Source organism: Streptomyces sp. NPDC059224 (assembly GCF_042754285.1).
GTDB lineage: Bacteria > Actinomycetota > Actinomycetes > Streptomycetales > Streptomycetaceae > Streptomyces.
Genome location: NZ_JBHZAN010000063.1, coordinates 1 through 16,392, shown reverse-complemented (window position 1 = coordinate 16,392; position 16,392 = coordinate 1). Strand labels below are relative to the sequence as shown.

The 16,392-nt window shown below is 67.2% G+C and carries 11 protein-coding genes; 2 read left to right on the top strand and 9 right to left on the bottom strand.

The annotated features are described in order from the left end of the window. Positions 1 to 18 precede the first annotated feature (18 nt). Genes ACFXI4_RS41860 through ACFXI4_RS41850 form a run of 3 tightly spaced genes read right to left on the bottom strand, consistent with a single transcriptional unit; the run spans position 19 to position 3,213 of the window. Entirely contained in the window at positions 19 to 708 is a 690-nt protein-coding gene (locus tag ACFXI4_RS41860) for a type 1 glutamine amidotransferase (RefSeq protein ID WP_385002223.1), read from the bottom strand. Beyond that, complete coding sequence (locus ACFXI4_RS41855) at positions 708 to 1,802, bottom strand: carbon-nitrogen hydrolase family protein (protein WP_385002161.1); 1,095 nt, start codon at positions 1,800 to 1,802, stop codon at positions 708 to 710. The genes ACFXI4_RS41860 and ACFXI4_RS41855 overlap by 1 nt, the downstream gene beginning before the upstream one ends. After that, positions 1,780 to 3,213, bottom strand: coding sequence for a glutamine synthetase family protein (locus tag ACFXI4_RS41850; protein ID WP_385002158.1), 1,434 nt, complete (start codon positions 3,211 to 3,213; stop codon positions 1,780 to 1,782). Before ACFXI4_RS41850 ends, ACFXI4_RS41855 begins: the two co-directional genes overlap by 23 nt. A 487-nt stretch (positions 3,214 to 3,700) precedes the next feature. Here ACFXI4_RS41850 and ACFXI4_RS41845 point away from each other — a divergent pair, with 487 nt between their 5' ends. Further along, positions 3,701 to 5,020 carry an alpha/beta hydrolase gene (locus tag ACFXI4_RS41845; RefSeq protein WP_385002155.1) on the top strand — a complete coding sequence of 440 codons (1,320 nt, stop codon included), beginning with the start codon at positions 3,701 to 3,703 and terminating at the stop codon, positions 5,018 to 5,020. A gap of 20 nt (positions 5,021 to 5,040) precedes the next feature. Here ACFXI4_RS41845 and ACFXI4_RS41840 read toward each other — a convergent pair whose 3' ends face one another. After that, positions 5,041 to 6,876 carry an ATP-binding protein gene (locus ACFXI4_RS41840; protein WP_385002152.1) on the bottom strand — a complete coding sequence of 612 codons (1,836 nt, stop codon included), beginning with the start codon at positions 6,874 to 6,876 and terminating at the stop codon, positions 5,041 to 5,043. Next, the gene (locus tag ACFXI4_RS41835; protein ID WP_385002149.1) at positions 6,869 to 7,576 is read right to left on the bottom strand and encodes a response regulator transcription factor; all 708 of its coding nucleotides are present in this window, start codon (positions 7,574 to 7,576) and stop codon (positions 6,869 to 6,871) included. The genes ACFXI4_RS41840 and ACFXI4_RS41835 overlap by 8 nt, the downstream gene beginning before the upstream one ends. A 586-nt stretch (positions 7,577 to 8,162) precedes the next feature. On the opposite strand from ACFXI4_RS41835, the gene ACFXI4_RS41830 reads away from it, so the two are divergent. Beyond that, on the top strand, positions 8,163 to 8,804 hold the full coding sequence (locus tag ACFXI4_RS41830; RefSeq protein ID WP_385002146.1) for an alpha/beta hydrolase family protein: 642 nt from the start codon (positions 8,163 to 8,165) through the stop codon (positions 8,802 to 8,804). Positions 8,805 to 8,948: 144 nt separating this feature from the next. Here ACFXI4_RS41830 and ACFXI4_RS41825 read toward each other — a convergent pair whose 3' ends face one another. From ACFXI4_RS41825 to ACFXI4_RS41810, 4 genes are all read right to left on the bottom strand, one after another. Next, the gene (locus ACFXI4_RS41825; protein ID WP_385002143.1) at positions 8,949 to 11,315 is read right to left on the bottom strand and encodes a glycoside hydrolase N-terminal domain-containing protein; all 2,367 of its coding nucleotides are present in this window, start codon (positions 11,313 to 11,315) and stop codon (positions 8,949 to 8,951) included. A 99-nt stretch (positions 11,316 to 11,414) separates the two neighbouring features. After that, a complete protein-coding gene (locus ACFXI4_RS41820; RefSeq protein ID WP_385002140.1) occupies positions 11,415 to 13,763 on the bottom strand; it encodes a GH92 family glycosyl hydrolase in 2,349 nt (782 codons plus the stop codon). A gap of 326 nt (positions 13,764 to 14,089) precedes the next feature. Continuing rightward, complete coding sequence (locus ACFXI4_RS41815) at positions 14,090 to 14,905, bottom strand: alpha/beta fold hydrolase (protein ID WP_385002137.1); 816 nt, start codon at positions 14,903 to 14,905, stop codon at positions 14,090 to 14,092. 40 nt (positions 14,906 to 14,945) lie between these two features. Further along, complete coding sequence (locus tag ACFXI4_RS41810; RefSeq protein ID WP_385002134.1) at positions 14,946 to 16,061, bottom strand: NADH:flavin oxidoreductase; 1,116 nt, start codon at positions 16,059 to 16,061, stop codon at positions 14,946 to 14,948. Between the last annotated feature and the right edge of the window lie 331 nt (positions 16,062 to 16,392).

Below are 16,392 nucleotides of genomic sequence, written 5' to 3'. Positions count from 1 at the left end.
GGACGGCAGCGATCCTGCTTAGCCGTCCGCGCAGTCCAGAAATGCGCGGTAGAGGCGTCGAGCGGCCTGTTCGGCGCTCCGGTGCCGTTTGTGGGTTGCCTCGAGAATCTGTTCGGTCCCGCCCCGGACTTCTGCGACCCTTCGTTGCCATCGCTCTGACGTGATCCATGCATGAATCAGCTCGGACGTGATCTCGGGATGGAACTGCACCCCGAGATGACGACCATGGCCGAATGCCTGGGCGTGCTGGTTTTGGGCAATGAGGGTCGCCCGCGGTGGGAGCGAGATCTCGTCCTCGTGCCACTCGAACCAGCACCCTCGAACAGCCTCCGCGAAGGGTGACTCCGGGTGTACGGGCGTGATGTCGGTCCAGCCGTGTTCCGGTTGGGAGGAACGGTGCACCGCACCACCGAGTACTTGGGACAGCAACTGGGCCCCGTAGCAGATACCGAGCACCGGGGTGCCCACCTCGGTTTGCGCACGAACGAACGCGCGCTCCGGCAATGCCCAGGGCGCGACCGGATCGAGGACGGACTCCTGGCTCCCGAGGACGACGAGCGCCCGGTATCGTGCAGGCCGCGGCAGCTCATCGGTGGCAACGTCGACCAACTGCCACGCGATGCCCTCGTCGTCCAGCCACAGAGCGAGGTTGCCCGGCGGGTCGTCGTCCTGGTGCTGCAGGACCAGGACCCTTCCGTCGGTACGCATCACGGATCACCTCCTGTCCCCGCGTCCGTGCCCCTGGGCGCGGTGGGTCCCCCGTCGATGAAGAGGCCGGCCTCATGGCGCCGGCGGTCCACGGTGACGCCGAAGACGTCAGGCCGGCTGTAGTGCCCTGTCGGGTCAAAGTTGAGGCGCTCCCGGGAGATCCAGCCAAGGTCCAGGTCCGCCACGATCAGGCCCTCGGCACCGACCACCGGCGGCACCACCCAGGTTCCGTCCGGTGCAGCGACGCACGAGCCTCCGTCGAAGGGCATCGCCTCGGAGTTGGCACGAATGTCGGCAGCGAGAGGGAAGCTGTCGGGTACGTCGTCCGGCCGAAGAACGCCGGAGACCGCCATGGCGAATACGCGGCCCTCCTGTGCGGTGAATCGTGTGACGTCGGCACTGATCCTGCTTGCGCCGGGCCACGAGCCGACGTGCACCTGTTCACCGTCGCAGTACAGGGCGTGCCGGGCCTGCGGCATCCAGTTCTCCCAGCAGTTCAGCGCTCCTACTCGTGCCGGGCCTACCGCGTGGGTGCGAAGTCCGGCCCCGTCACCTTGTGCCCACACCAGGCGTTCGTCATAGGTGGGTACGAGTTTGCGATGGTGTCCTACCAGGCCTTCCTCGGGGTGCACGGTGAGGATGCTGCAGAAGACGGAGCCGCTGGCAGTCCCCCGTCCTCGCTCGCTCACCCCGACCACGAGAGTGAGGGAGAGGTCGGCGGCCAGTTGCTCGAGTTCGCGGTGTTCGGGCCCGCCCACCTCGATGGCGTTGTCGAGGTAGGCGGCGTAGCAAGCCTTCTGTTCCGCATCGTCGAACCGGGCCCCGTGGGTGCGAGTGAGCCAGAACGGATAGCCGGAGAGGTACGTCTCCGGGGTCCCGAGCAACTGCGCGCCTTCGGCTGCGGCGCGTTCCGCGGCATGAACGAGCCGCTTCATCCGGGCGTCGGTGTCCAGCCACGGACCGCCGAGCTGCGCTCCCGCCACGGTCAGCGTCGTACGGGGATCGGGATCGGGGATGCGGATACTGGCCAGCACCGACAGCCCGGGGGCGTCGAGGCCGCCGTTGCGCGTGTCAGTAGACCTCGAAGTACTCACGCTGCTCCCAATCAGTCACAGCTGCGTTGAAGCGGTTCACCTCGTGCTGCTTGACCAATGCGAGGTAGTCCACGAATGGGGCTCCGAGCTCGCGGCGCAGCAGTTCGCTCTGCTGGAACATCGGGATAGCCTGCTCCAGGCTGGCGGGCAGCGAGGGCGCGTCGGCGAGATAGGGCTCGTCGGCCGACGGCCCTGGGGAGAGCTTGTTGTGCAGGCCGTCGCGGCCACTGATGATCTGCGAGGCCAGGTAGAGGTAGGGGTTGGCGGCCGGTTCGCCCACCCGGTTCTCCAGATGGGTGCTGGCGTCGCCGGGTCCGCCGGCCACTCTGACCAGGGCGCCGCGGTTCTCCTCGGCCCAGGTCACCCGGTTCGGGGCGAAGGAGTCGGGCCGGTAGCGCTTATAGCCGTTGATGGTGGGGGTGGTAAGCAGGGAACAAGCACGGGCGTGCGCGAGCAGGCCGGCCATGAAGTGGGTGCCGGTCGGGGACAGGGCGTTTTCCTCGTCGCCTGCGAAGCTGTTGCTGGCGTCTGCCGTGGCCAGCGACTGGTGGAGGTGCCAACCGCTCGAGAATGCGTTGGGGAAGGCCGGTCGGGACATGAAGGTGGCGTGGTAGCCGTTGCGCCGGCACAGCTGCTTGACCGCACTGCGCAGCAGGACGACCGTGTCGGCCGCCTCGAGACCCGGCAGCGGTTCGAAGGTGACTTCGCACTGGCCCGGCCCCCATTCATCCTCGACGGTCGCTAGGGGCATTCCGAGGGCGACGATGTTGTCACGCAACACGTCGAGAATGTCGCCGATCTCATCACCTCGCATTTCGGTGAGGTACTGGTATCCGTGCGAGACCGCGCTGACCGTGGGCGGCGCTGGGGGCTGACCGCAGTCCTCGAAGGACAGGCGAGGATCCTCGATTCGAGTGAGGTAGAACTCCATCTCGATGCCGGCGACGTAGGAGTATCCGTCGTCCGCGAGCTGACCGAGCTGCGTCTGCAGAATTCCTCGAGTGTCGAACGGAACGAGTTCTCCGGTCCGGTAGTGCATGTTCGCGAGAATCCAACCGGTCCGGTCGAGCCACGGAAGCAGGGTGAAGGTCGTCGGATCCGGGACCAGGACGCCGTCGGGCAAACCCGTCATCCGAGGATCCCCGAGCGCGTTGGCACCGAAGGGGGGTACGACGGGGTGGTTCGTCGTGTCGAAGATCAGTGTCGCCGTCTGGAAGTCCTTGCCGTGGCGGAGCACCGACAAGAAGTGATTCACCTCCAAGGTCTTGCCTCGCAGAATGCCATGCTGATCACTCCAGCTGAGTCGCACCTGGCGCAGTTTCTGCTCGACGACCTGCGTGACAAGGCGCTCCGCGGCCTCCTGCTGCTCCTCTGACCACAAGTCGTGGCTCCGAATGAATGAAGAACCCATCTCCACCTCTGTCCTGCCTTGCGGTCGATTCGCTGGAGGCGTGCTGATGCCCTTGGAATGCGCCCGTCGGTCAAGGGCGACTGCATCTCGTGACGTGGCCTTCCGGTTCACTCGGTTCCCTCGTCGCCGAGCGCGCCGTGGCCGAGGCCACCGGACGAGCCCGGAGCCGGGCTCCGCGGAGGGCGGGTTCCGGGCCAATTCCGCCGCACTGCGCGTCTGCCTCACATCCGGACACACCAGGGCGGATATGTCCCAATTTTCGCGTGCGCCGACTGTTATCTATCGGGTCATCTAGTGGTCAGACCAGTATGAAAACGCGCGCTCGGCATGTCAACGGTTACCCGCGCGCCAGGTCAGGGAGAGCCGACAGGAGGCAAACAGGTCGCTGACATTCCTCCCGCATACTCACTCCGCCGCGGATCGGCCCGGGCTCCCGACCAGCCGGTCCCGCCGTACGAGACTCCATGCCTCATCGAAAAGGGACCGTATGCCTGCCCACCGTGCACACCACTCGCGAGCTGGCTCCCGCACCAGCCTCTGGTCGTCGGCCGCCGCCCTGCTCGCGGGCGCGACGCTTCTCGCACCCGCCGGCGCCGCCTCCGCCACCCAGCTATCGGCGGCCGGGGTACCCACACACACCACCGCGGTGGAAGCGCCGACCGCCGTTGTCAGCAGTGCCGAATACCACCTGGGCGACCAGGCCTTCGCCATCCCGGGCTCCGAAGGAGCTTCCTCCGAACTGACCGGGATCGTGCACTATCCCAACTCTCTGGGCACCGGCAGGCACCCGGTTGTGGTCATTCTGCACGGACTGGCGAACTCCTGCGACGACCGACAGGCGTGGGCCGCCCTACAGAAGGCACAGGAGGCCGGCGACGAGGACGAGACCGTCAGGCAGGTCGGCTACCTCAACCAGTGGCCGTGCCGGGACGGCGTCGCCCCGCTGGCGAGTTACCGCGGCTACGACTACCTCGGCGAGCGCCTGGCCAGGCAGGGCATCGTCACCGTGTCCGTCAGCGCAGACGGCATCAACGCCGCCGGACTGTTCGGAAACGACGACATGAGTGCACGCGCCGCTCTCGTCAACCGGCACCTCGAGATGTGGGCACAGCTCGCCGAACGGGGAACCGGTCCCCTCGCCGGTAAGTTCACCCGCCCGGGGACACGGCAGCCCGTCTCTGTCGACTTCCGCGGGCGGCTCGACATGAAGGACATCGGCACGATCGGGCACTCGCGGGGAGGCGCAGCCGTCCAGTGGCACTCTTCCGCGACGCACCGCAAGGACTGGCCGGACGGGGTCAGGATCAAGGCAGTTCTGCCGCTCGCCTCGGCGATCCTCGGTGACGGGACACCTGATCAGTACCTCCCCGCCCCGGACATCCCGTTCATGGACACCTTCGGCACCTGTGACCGAGGAGGGTTCAGCAGCATCTCCGAGGGCGACTACTTCTACAAGGAAGCGGTCGCACGGCCGGATCAGCGCGCCGTCGTCCGCACCGTCCACCTGGGCGGCGGGAACCACAACTTCTTCAACACACGCTGGTCCCCAAGCAGCGGAGTGGCGGGCGCGGCGGACGACGCGTGGCACGACGGCCCGGCCGGCACCTGTGTCAGTGACGCCGATGACACCACCGACATCCCCCAACTGTCCGAGACCACCCAGCGCCATGCCCTCGCGACGTACGCCACGGCATTTTTCCAGCGGTACCTCACCGGCGACACCTCATTGAACCCCGTCCTGAACGGCGAGACGCACCCTCTGGGCCCGGCCGTGCCGGTAGAGGTCTCCACGTTCGTTCCGAAGTGATGTCGGCGGCGGGTAGGCGCTTAGGCACCGGATCCCTGGACCGTCCGTTGCTCGACGGTTGCATCAGGCAGGCACAACGTGAATGTCGTACCGACGCCGACCTCGCTGCGTACGGCGACGTTGCCACCGTGCGCCTCCGTCAGCTTCCGCACGATCGCCAGCCCCAGCCCGCTGCCGCCGGTGTCGCGGCTGCGTGACTTGTCGGCACGCCAGAAGCGGTCAAACACGCGGGGCAGGTCCTGCGGCGATATCCCCGTACCCGTGTCCGCCACCTCGATCACCGCGGCGTCGGCGGTGATCATGAGCTGCACGTCAACCGAGCCGCCCGGCGGGGTATGGCGGACCGCGTTGGAGACCAGGTTGCCCACGGCCTGCCGTAGCCGGACAGGATCGCCGTGGAGCCAACGCTCGGCTGGTGCGGTCGCGGTGAGGCGGACACCCGCGGCGTCGGCCTGAGCCCGGTGGGCTGTGGCGATCTGGGTGATCAGCTCACCCGCTTCAAACTGCTCCGGATGCAGGCGCAGCCGCCCCGCCTCCGCTGCGGCGAGGTCTTGCAGGTCGTCGATGACGTGCTGGAGCAGGATCGCCTCCTCGTGCAGGGAGCTGAGGAACTCCTCGTCCGCCGGGGTGTGTCCGTCCTGGGCGGCCTCCAGCCAGCCGCGGATGTTGCTCAGAGGGGTACGCAACTCATGGGCGACGTCACCGACCATGGCCCGGCGCTCGTGCTCCAGCCGGCTGCGGTGGGCGGCCATGTCGTTGAACGTCTCGGTCAGCCGCCCGATCTCATCGCTCGTGGTGACGGGAACACGTACCGTGTCGTCCCCGTCCTTGAGCCGTTGTGCCGCGGCGGTGAGCGCGTGCAGAGGGCGGACGAGGCGCGTGGCGGCGAGGGCACTGACGCCGAACGTGAGGACAAGCACGAGGCCGGCGGCACCGGCGACGCGCGCGAGATTGGTGCCCGACGGCTGGAACCGCTGCGAGGTGGTCGCCTGCGAGGCGAAGAACAGCCGGGCCGACGGTGACACAGACGAGCGCAGCAGGCTCTTGCGACCTTCGGTGATGCAAGGCTGGATCTGCCGGGCGCCGCCCTCACGGGCCGGCCCCGGCTCGGTCGGCGCCTGACGCCAGGAAAAGTCGGGAAGCACCTCCACGGCTGTGAGCCCGGTGTGCTGGAGACAGGCGTTGACCAGCGAGTCGAGGCGTCGCAATGCGATGCGTTCCGTAGGGGTGGGGCGCTCCAGCCGGCCGCTGTCGCAGACCGTTGCGGAATCGTCGTTCGAGGCAGTGAAGGTGCGGATGATGGGGCGGCCACTCGGGGTGTGCGTCACGGAGGTCTCCACTCCCTGGCTGCGTAGGCACTCGACCTGATGGAGGGCATAGCCCTCCAGGGTCCTGCGCTCCCGCCCGGTCAGCCGGAACGGACCGGTGGCCCGGGGGTCGATGGGATCGGCCCGGTTGACGGAGAGGGGGTCTACGATCGCCCACGCCTGCTCAGGCAGGGCCCCCGACTGCGGTGAGCTGTCTGCGATCAGGGCACCGTTCTGGGTGGTGAGGGCGACCCGGCGGCCCGTCCGGTGCGCCAGGTTGCGTACGACGGGTGCGACGCCGTCCCAGTTCGCATGCGTGGCCGCGTAACCGGTCAGCGTGTCCAGCAGCAGGGTGTCGTCGGCGAGGAGCTGCCCTTGCTGCTTCTTGATCGCTCCAGAGGTCGTCCGGACGGCGATCCATGCGGTGGCCGAGACCGAACAGACGGCGACGAGGGCGGAGACTGTCAGCAGCCGTACCAGAAGTCCGCGGAGACCCGTGCGCCGGGCGGCACGTCGCCACCTTCCCCGCGTGGGACGGCTGTCATCCATGGCAGGTCCCTGCAGTGAGTTTGTAGCCCACGCCGTACACCGTGATCAGCCGGCTAGGCCGTCCCGGCGATGTCTCGATCTTCTTGCGCAGGTTCATTATGTGCGTGTCGACGGTTCGGCTCGAGACGAAGCGGTCGATGCCGTGCAGTTCCTCGAGGAGCTGGCCGCGGCTGAACACGCGCTCCGGCTGGGCGGCCATCGCGCACAGGAGCCGGAACTCCGCGGACGTGAAGTCCACCTGGCGTCCGTCGATCGTCGCCGTGTGCCGAAGCGGGTCGAGGGTCACCGCGCCGACGGTGAGCACCGCGGCGTCGGCGTCGGGTGCGGTCCGACGGTGGGTACGGCGCAGCAGTGTGCGGACCCTGGCCGCCAGCTCGCGCGGGCTGTAGGGCTTGGTGAGGTAGTCGTCGGCTCCGAGGTCCAGCCCGAGAAGCAGGTCGTCCTCCGTGGACCGCGCGGTGAGCATCAGCACCGGCAGCTCGTGGTCCTCGGCGCGCAGGATGCGCACGACGTCGAGACCGTCCACCCTCGGCATCATCAGGTCTAGGACCAGGAGATCGGGTGCCGCCCGGCGGATGTGGTCCAGCGCCTCACGGCCATCGCGCGCGACCACCACGCGATGCCCCTCGCTCTCCAGGTAGATCCGGGCGAGACGGGCCTGTTTCGCGTCGTCCTCCGCGACCATGACGTATGCGCACACCCTGCCGAGAATAGACAGAGGCACGCAGGGTCAGTCCCCGGGACTGGGACGCTGACCTCCTGCTGACTTCCGCATGACATGTTTCTCACATTTGTGCGCCACCGTTCCGTGAGCAATCGGGTGCGTACTCGGCCCCGGTCGGCGGGGACGGCCCGGTGCAGCCCATATCCCGCTGACGTTCCACAACCGTGTCGAGGACCTCGCCCCGTACCGCCCGCGAGCGCGAGGACCTAGGACGTCCACGTCGGCCGGCGCGAACAGACCCCCACCCGCCCGCAAACGATCGGGAGCGTCCTTGCCCACCCCATCCTTCTCATTCCTGCGGCGCACAGGTGGCCTAGCACTGGCGGCCGCCACCGTTGCGGCACTGGGCGGCTGCGCCTCAAGCCCCACACCGGCGGGCGCCTCCTCACAGACTCAGGGCGCTGCGGCCCCGTCCCCGTCCAAGCCGGCTTCGACGCCCGTCGAACCTCCTGCGGACGAGCCGTTGGCACCACAGAGCCCCGCCTCCTACAAGCCGGCCGACCCCCCGCTGACCGCCCGAACCGCCACCGGTCAGCTGGTGAACAAGTGTGTACCTAAGCGTTTGTGGAACAGCGTCAGGACGCTCACCACGAAGGACGGCAAACACCTCTCCACCCTGATCCTCGGCAAGGGCACCAACGTCGTGTACTTCGGCCACCAGTACGGCGGACAGATATGCAACTTCCTCGATCTCGCCGAGGAGATGGCTGCGCGCGGATACCGCGTGATCCTCCCAGAGTTCCGCGGCTACGTGGCGTCCGAGGCGGCGGAGACCTCCAGCCCATTGGACATGAGGGCGGCCTTCGACGAGCTTAAGACCCTGCACGCCAGCCACGTGTTCCTGGCCGGAGCATCGTGCGGCGGCACCACCGCCGTCGTCGAGGGCGTCAGGAGCGGCATTCCCGTCGTCGGGTTGCTGCTCCTGTCGTCACCCGCACGCTGTGACGGTGACGCCGTCTCCGCTGTGAAGAAGATCGAGCAGCCCTCCCTCTTCATGGTCGCGCAGGATGACATGCAAGGCCGACACGAGAAGCAGCTCCGCGAGGTCTACGACGCCTCCCCGGCCAAGGAGAAGCAGTTCGTCGTGGTGGACGGCGAGGCCCACGGGACCCTCATGCTGTACGGGGACGACGCGGCCGACGCCCGGCGGACCAAGGTCATCGACTTCATGGCCCGCACGTACGCGGCGGCCCTGCGCAGGTAGCCAGGCAGGCGAGGGCGTGTCGTACCGTGACGGGGACGGCCCGCGACGTGACCGCGCGACAGAGGCCCACTGCCGGGTGGTGCCGGTCCACCGCCGCGCGCTGCGGTGGACCGGCACAAGGAGGGTTCCGCGGCGGCCGGTTGCTCAGCGCAGCCCGACCTTGACGGACTCTCCGGCCCTCAACGAGATCTTCTTGCGGACCGTCCCCGCCCGCAGTTCGGTCTGTGTGCCACCGACACTGCGGATCGTCGCCGCGGTCGCTTTGCCGTTCTTCCAGGAGAAGTCCACCGTGAACCCGCCGCGCGCGCCCATCCCGGTGATGGAGCCCTCGGAGGACCATGCCTCCGGCAGTGCCGGCAGCAGTTCGATGACACCTGGCCGCGAATACAGGAGCATCTCCAGCGCGGCGGTCGGGCCACCGAGGTTGGCGTCGATCTGGAAGATCGTGTAGCTGCCCTGGCTGTACATGTCGAACCAGTTCGCCGAGGTGCCGTTGCCGTTGTTCATCGAGGGGCGCAGCACGGTGAGGTAGAGCTGATAGGCCTTCTCCGCGTCCTTCAGCCGTGACCAGCACAGGGACCGCCAGGCGCAGGCCCAGCCGAAGCTGTCCATTCCTCTGGCTTTCAGCAACTCTTCCACGCCCTTGACCAGTTGGGGCGAACTCGTGTCCACGGAGATGCGGTCGCCGGGGTAGAAGCCGATCAGGGGTGAGAGGTGACGATGCGTGGTTTCTCCGAGGTTCTCCGGGCTCATCCACTCCTCCAGCCAGCCGGTTTTCGGGCTGACCCGGGGAAGGTAGAGGCGAGCCTGCATCGCTTCCAGCTCCGCCGCGAGGTCCGTGTCGCGCTTCAGTTCGCGGGCCGCGACGGCGAATTCACGGAAGAGCTCCCACGCCAGTTCCTGTGCGTAGGTGTTTCCCTTGCCGTCCGGTCCATGCTCCGGCGACCAGGAGGTGTCGTCGATGAGGACTTCGCGGGATGACCCGTTCGAGTCGGTGACCTCTGTGGTGATCAGCCGTGACTTCCAGAACTCGGCCGCCCCCTTCAGCACCGGATAGATCGTCTCCAGGTACGCACGGTCCTGCGTGTATTCGTAGTGTCGCCACAGCGTGGCACAGAGCCAGGCATTACCCGAGGGGTGCCAGGCCCAGCCGCTGCCGCCGTGGATGTTGGTGGAGAAGGCGATCGCCCAACCGGCGATCTTGCCCGAGGTGTTGCGGAAGCGGTTGTCGGGGTTGTTGTAGAGCCGCCGGGTCACATCGGTCCAGACGGGCAGCTGTGACCTGCAGTAGCGGGCGAGCGCCTGCGTGTTGTCGCCCAGCCCCGCGGGATCGGCGAGCCAGTAGTTCATCTGGACGTTGATGTCGGTATGGTAATCGGCGTACCAGTCGGGGTTGTTGTTGTGGATCCACAGTCCCTGCAGGTTCATGGGCAGCCAGTCCCTGGACCCGGTGATGGTCAGGTATCGGCCGTACTGCACGTACGCGGCTTCCAGTTCAGGATCCGGGGTGGAGGCGTCGGTGTGTCGGACGGCTATCCGCGACCACGAGTCCAGCGACCGCTGCACCTGGGAAGACCTGCCCAGATTGATCGAGAAGCGGTCGTAGAGGCGCCGGTAGTCGGCCACATGGGTGGCGAGGAGGGCGGCGCCTGGCACCTTCGCCGCTGCGGAGACCTTCGTACGGGCTACTGCGAGCGGGTCTACGGCGGGGTCCCGGAAGTCCTCGCCTGCGTCGGGGGAGTAGTCGGTGCCCGCGCAGACGGTGATAAGCAGCTCGCGGCACCCGGAGAACGACAGCTTTCCGCCTTCCGTCCGGATGGTTCCGGTCTGGCTTACCGCCGTCACCGCTGCCGCGTACCGCAGGCCGTTCTTCAGTTTCGCCGCGAAGGACAGCTGTTTGCCGTTTGCCCACGTGTCCTCGCCGTGAGTGCCTTCCAGCGAGATCACGCCAGTGTGGGTGCCGCCTCCCGAGAGGTGGATCACGATGACGTCGTCGGGGTGGCTGGCGTAGATCTCCCGGCGGAACCGCGATCCACGGTGCTGGTAGGTCGCGGTGAGCACACCGTTGCTCAGGTCGAGTGTGCGTCGGTACTCGCTCGTCTCCTGTGCGGTGTGGCCTGTCAGTGCGATGCGGAGTTTGGCCAGCAGTCCGAAGCTGCCGAAGTCGTCGGGGCCGTAGGGAAGTTGTCCGTCATCGGTGAGGGTGTCGTTGCGTCCGCCCGTCCAGAAGGAGCCGTCGGTGATGTAGAGGAAGTCGTCCTCCGGGTCACAGCCGACGAGGGCACCCAGTCTGCCGTTCCCCACGGGAAGCCCTTCCTGGATTATGTGCGACTCGTGTGCCGGTTGTCGGTACCAGAGGGTGGTGGCCTCGGTCTCCGGAACAGTGTCCACGTGGGAAGGGCGCGCTGGATCGGCGTGCGCCGTGAACGCGGGCAGCGCGCCGAAGGCGGCGAGACCGCCACCGGCGGCACCGGTCAAGCGAAGGAAGTCACGGCGTGTGGAAGCAGGCATGGAACCGATCCCTTTCGGCGGGCAGGCATTTCGGGGACAGTTGTGAGTTGTGAGTTGTGAGGTCCGGTCGGACGACCGACGGGAGCCGGGCGGCCGGTCTCACAGTCCGCTGGGGGGTGCAAGCTCGGGCGCGGCGCCCCACCGCTTGTTCGGCTGCGGTCCCATGGTGAGGGCCAGGCGGCCGCCGGCGGTGATCTCCTCGTGGCGCAGCCACGCACGCCGCAGCGGCCTGCCGTTGAGCTCGGCCGACTGCACGTACAGGTTGTCCGCGGAGTTGTGCCGCGCGTGGATCGTGAAGCGGGTGCCTCGGCTGGTGCGGTAGACGACCTCGTCGAACAGCGGGCTGCCGAGCGCGTAGACGCCGCTCGCAGGCGCGACCGGATAGAAGCCGGAGGCGGCCATCACGTACCACGCGGACATCTGCCCGCAGTCGTCGTTGCCGGCCAGGCCGGCCGGACCGGTGGCGTAGGCGTGTTGACACACGAACCGGGACCACTTCTGGGTGAGCCAGGGCGCGCCGGCGTACACGAACAGGAACGGCAGGTGGTGGACCGGTTCGTTGGAGTGGTTGTAGGCGTTGTTCCACCGCATCATGTCCTCGGGCGGTGTCTGCTGGAACAGCGCATCGAGCCGTTCGACGAAGTTCTGCCGGCCCCCCATCAGGTCGATCAGACCCGGCACGTCGTGCGGAACGAACCAGCCCTGCTGTGCGGGATTGGATTCCACGCAGCCCTCGTTGTCGCCCATCCACGTGCCGTCCGCCCTGCGGCCCCGGAACCAGCCGACCTCGTCGTTGAAGAGGTTGCGGTAGTTGCGCGACGTCCGCCGAAGGAGCCGGGAGTCCTCGTGGTGACCCTTGGCCAGCGCGAACCGGGCGAGGGCGTAGTCGGAGTAGCTGTTCTCCAGAGTCTTCGACAAGCTGGTGTCCACACACCAGCCCAGTCGGGTCCAGTTGTCGAAGTCGTTGCGGTTGGAGCGTTCGGGGGGACCGAGCGCCACCTCCCGGCACAACCGGTAGGCCTGGTCGTGGTCGAAGCCCCGGACCCCCTTGACGTACGCCTCGGCGATCACGTTGACGGCCGGGTCGCCGACCATGGTGTCCGTGTCGGTCCCGAGCAGTTCCCAGCGCGCGAGCCCCTTGACCATGCCCGAGGCGGTCAGCTCCAGAAGAGAGTTGACGGTATCGCTGACGACGGACTCGTCGATGATGGTCAGCAGCGGGAACTGGGCGCGAAAGACGTCCCAGCCGCTGAAGACCGTACGCCGGCGGAAGGTGGCACGGCCGGGTAGGGGCGCCGACCTGCCGTCTCCGGTGGCGCCGCTGGGGATGGTCCCGCCGCCCGAGCCGTCGTTGTCTGTGTCGTCGAAGACGCGAGGGTCGATCATGGTGTGGTAGAGAGCGGAGGAGAAAATCTCGCGCTGCTCAGCCGTTCCGCCGGTGGCTTCCACGCGTCCGAGCGCCGTCGCCCAGGTCCGCCGCGCCGCGGCACGTACCGCGTCGAAGTCCCAGCCGGGCAAGTCCGCCGCCAGGTTGGCGCGAGCGCCCGCCACTCCGTTGAAGGAGACGCCGGCCTTGAGGAGGACCTGCTGTCCGGCGGTGACGGGGAACTCTACGAAGAATCCCGCACTGTCTCCGGTGCTCTGCTGCGCGCGGGCCTCACGGTCGACCCGGTCACCGTTCCATACGCCGAAGGTGCGCACCGGTTCCCGGAAGCGCATCGAGAAGTGCACGCTGTACTCAGGGCCGTTGCCGCAGATCCAGCCGCCCCCGGAACGGTCGTTGGTGAGCGTGCCCTCCACGGTGTGATCGTCAATCAGCCGCAGATCCTGGGTGACGGTGTGGGTGCCGTCGAAGCCGATCCGCCGGGAGAGGTCGACCTTGATCCTGCCGGTGCCGGCCTCGTGGAAGGTGAAGCGGAGGAAACCAGCACGCTCCGCGGAGGTCAACTCCGCTCGGACCGCGTAGCGGCTCAACTCAGCGGCGTAGTAGCCGGCTTCGGCAACCTCTTCTTCCTTGACGAAGGGGCTCTTCGCCGCGTCACGGCCGGTGACTAGGGCGCCGGTCTGCGGCATGACCTGGACCTGTCCCAGGTCGCCGTAGCAGCCGATGCCGCTCAGGTGGAGGAAGCTGAAGCCCTCGATGGTCGTCATGTCGGCGGAGTACCCGCTGCCGTTGTCGCCGCCGCTGACGGTATCGGGGCTGAGCTGGACAAGTCCAAAGGGCCTCACCGCACCGGGGAAGGTCTTGCCGCACGCCGTGTCGGCCGAGGTAGTGAGCGCACCCGTCAGCGGGTCGACGTGCGCGACTCCCGTACGTGGGGCGGTTCCCGTGTTTGGGGCGGTGACGGCCGCCGATGCCGAGCCGGGCGGAGCGGTGCTGCCGAGGGCAATGCCGCTCCCGGCGGCACCGGTGAGACGGAGGAAGTCACGGCGGGAGGCAGGAAGCACGGGTGGATCTCCTCAGGCGAGGCGCACGGATTAATTCATAAATTAATGAGGCTGCGAGGGAGAGGCAATGGCCGTGCATGCAAAAGATCCGATCTATCGATCGTAAAATCTTCTCACAAATGCCACATTTGGAATTATTCTGACGCACTTATCGGATGAGTGAGGGGCATTGATCTGCGCCGAGCGCCTTGGGTGAGTGCGTCTGCTGTGGCTCCACCGGCTGCCGCCGCCAGCAAAGCCATCTCGCTTCGTTCGTGGGTCGCGGTAGAAGGAGACCGACCGCGGTGGCGTGTCCGCGTGTTGACGCGGAAACCCCGTGCTCTGGACTACTGGCTCGCCCGGGTGTCCCAGGACGTGCCGCCCGATGGCGCCGTCTGGCGGTGCATGAAGTCCTCGAGCGTGCGATTGAACGTTGCCGGATCCTCCAGGTAGGGAAGATGTCCGCTCTCGGGGAGGCGGGTGATCGTTGCGTTCCCGGCGAGCGCGGCCAACTGCTCGGTGGACGAGGAGGGGACGAGGCGATCTCGCTCTCCGACGATCAGCTGCACGGGGACGACCAGTCCACGGAACTCCTCCACCTGATCGGCTTCGTCAACCTGGTGGAAGATGGCATTCACGTGTGCGGGATCGATGCGATCTGCCGATGCCAGAAAGCCACGCGCTATCCCGGCGTGTCCGGAGACTCCCATCCCCTTGAGCAGCAGCTGGGCCCATTCGCGAACGCCACCCTGACGCAGGAGCAGATCATAGAGCTCGACGCGTCGTTCGTGCTCGCGCGGCGGAAGTTCCAAGTACCCGTTTACGATGGTCAGGCGCTTGACACGGCGTGGCGATCGTGCCGCGAGCGTGATCCCCACTCTGGCACCCATCGCCAACCCTACGACCGACACTTCGTTCACCCGAAGGTGGTCGAGTACGGCCTGAGCGGCATCCGCGTACTGCCTGAACGGGACTTTCGTGCCCGTGGATCGCCCGTGGCCGGGGAGGTCCAGGGTGATCACGCGGTGATGCTCCGCAAAGGCTCGGCGCTGGTGCAGCCAATTGTTCGCGCTGCCGCCCAGACCGTGGAGGAACAGGATCGCGTCGCCGGTGGAGCCTTCGTCGGTGTAGTGCAGGGTCTCCCCGAGCCAGCTCAGTTCCATTGCCGCGCTCCCTTCCCTCCGCGTACGGTCAGTCCGCTGCTCAGCGGCTACCAGGTCGGACGAAGTCGCCCCAGCCGCGAAGATGGCTGATGAAACGCTCGCTCAGTCCGCCGCTCCGCAGGAAGTCCGCGGGGACGGGGAGGGCCGGACTTTCGTGCTCGAAGTCCGACTCCACCAGGACGGGGCAGTTCCGCTCCAGGATGCCGGCCCGTCCGATCAGCACGAAGTCGCATCCTTCGTCCAGCAGCCGACCGGCGCGCTCGGCACTCCTGATGCGGCCTGCTGCGCCCAGGCGCACTCCCTTCCGTGGCAGATCGGTGAAGACGCTCAGCATCGTCCGGCCTCGGAACGCACCCTCGTGGACGATCTGGTTGTAGTCCCACAGGGCGAGATCCAGGTAGTCGATCAACTCCCGATCGAGGATCTCCGCGGTCATCTCCCGAAGCTCCTCGATGCGCAGGCCATACCGCTCGATCGACAGGCGCCATCCGATCTGGAAATCAGGTCCGCACTCCCGACGGATTCCCTCGATCACCTCGATGGTGAAACGTGCGCGGTTCTCCAGACTGCCCCCGTACTTGTCCGTCCGGTCGTTCAGCATCGGGGACATGAACTCCGACAGGATCCATCCGAAGGCGCCGTGGACCGCGACGCCGTCGAATCCGGCCCTCTCGGCCCTCTTCGCACCCGCGATGAAGCTGTCACGGATGCGCTCCACCTCTGCTGTCGACAACGCGGCGATGCCGGGCAACGTGCGGTTGGAGGCGGGCGAGGGCACCCCTCCGAAGTACGGATTCGCGCGATGCCCCGCGTGGTGAAGCTGAACCGCCGACAAGCCGCCGCCCTCGCGAATTGAGTCAGCTACCTCCGTCAGTCCTGGCAGGTGCTTGTCACTGAAGATTCCCGGCTGTCGAGCGCACGCAATTCCACTGGCCTCGACAATCGTCGCGCCCGTCTGGACCAGCCCGTAGCCGCCCTGGCCAAGCTGTCGCATCCAGTCTTTGTCGAACTTTGACAAAAACCCAGAGGGCTCGCTCTGCTGACTTGTCAGCGGCGCCATCATGAACCGGTTTCGCATCGCGGGACCATGCAAAAGCGGGAGCGGCTCGAAGAGGTCTGCAACAGTCACGGAGATCTCCAGTTCGGTAGTGGTCAACCAGCGGATGGGTACCGCCGGCCCGTCACGCGACGGGGCAGTGATGCTCAGCCCACCCTTACACCTTCACATCAATGTGAAGGCAAGTCCGTAAGCATGTGATTGATTTTTGAAGCATGCGCAGCACCTTCTCGTGGCGACCCCTCGATCCACGTCGTAGGGCGGCGCCGGTGCAGTTCTGGGGTCGGGTGGTGTTCCGGCGTGGGGCCGGGCGGGATGACCGCAACCGCGCCGCCGCACCTGCCCCAGAGCTGGGCGGCCCCGCGACATCAGCTTAATCCGCATGCCTGCGGTCGAGGGATCAGCGGGAGAAGGCGGCCCCAGAGATCCC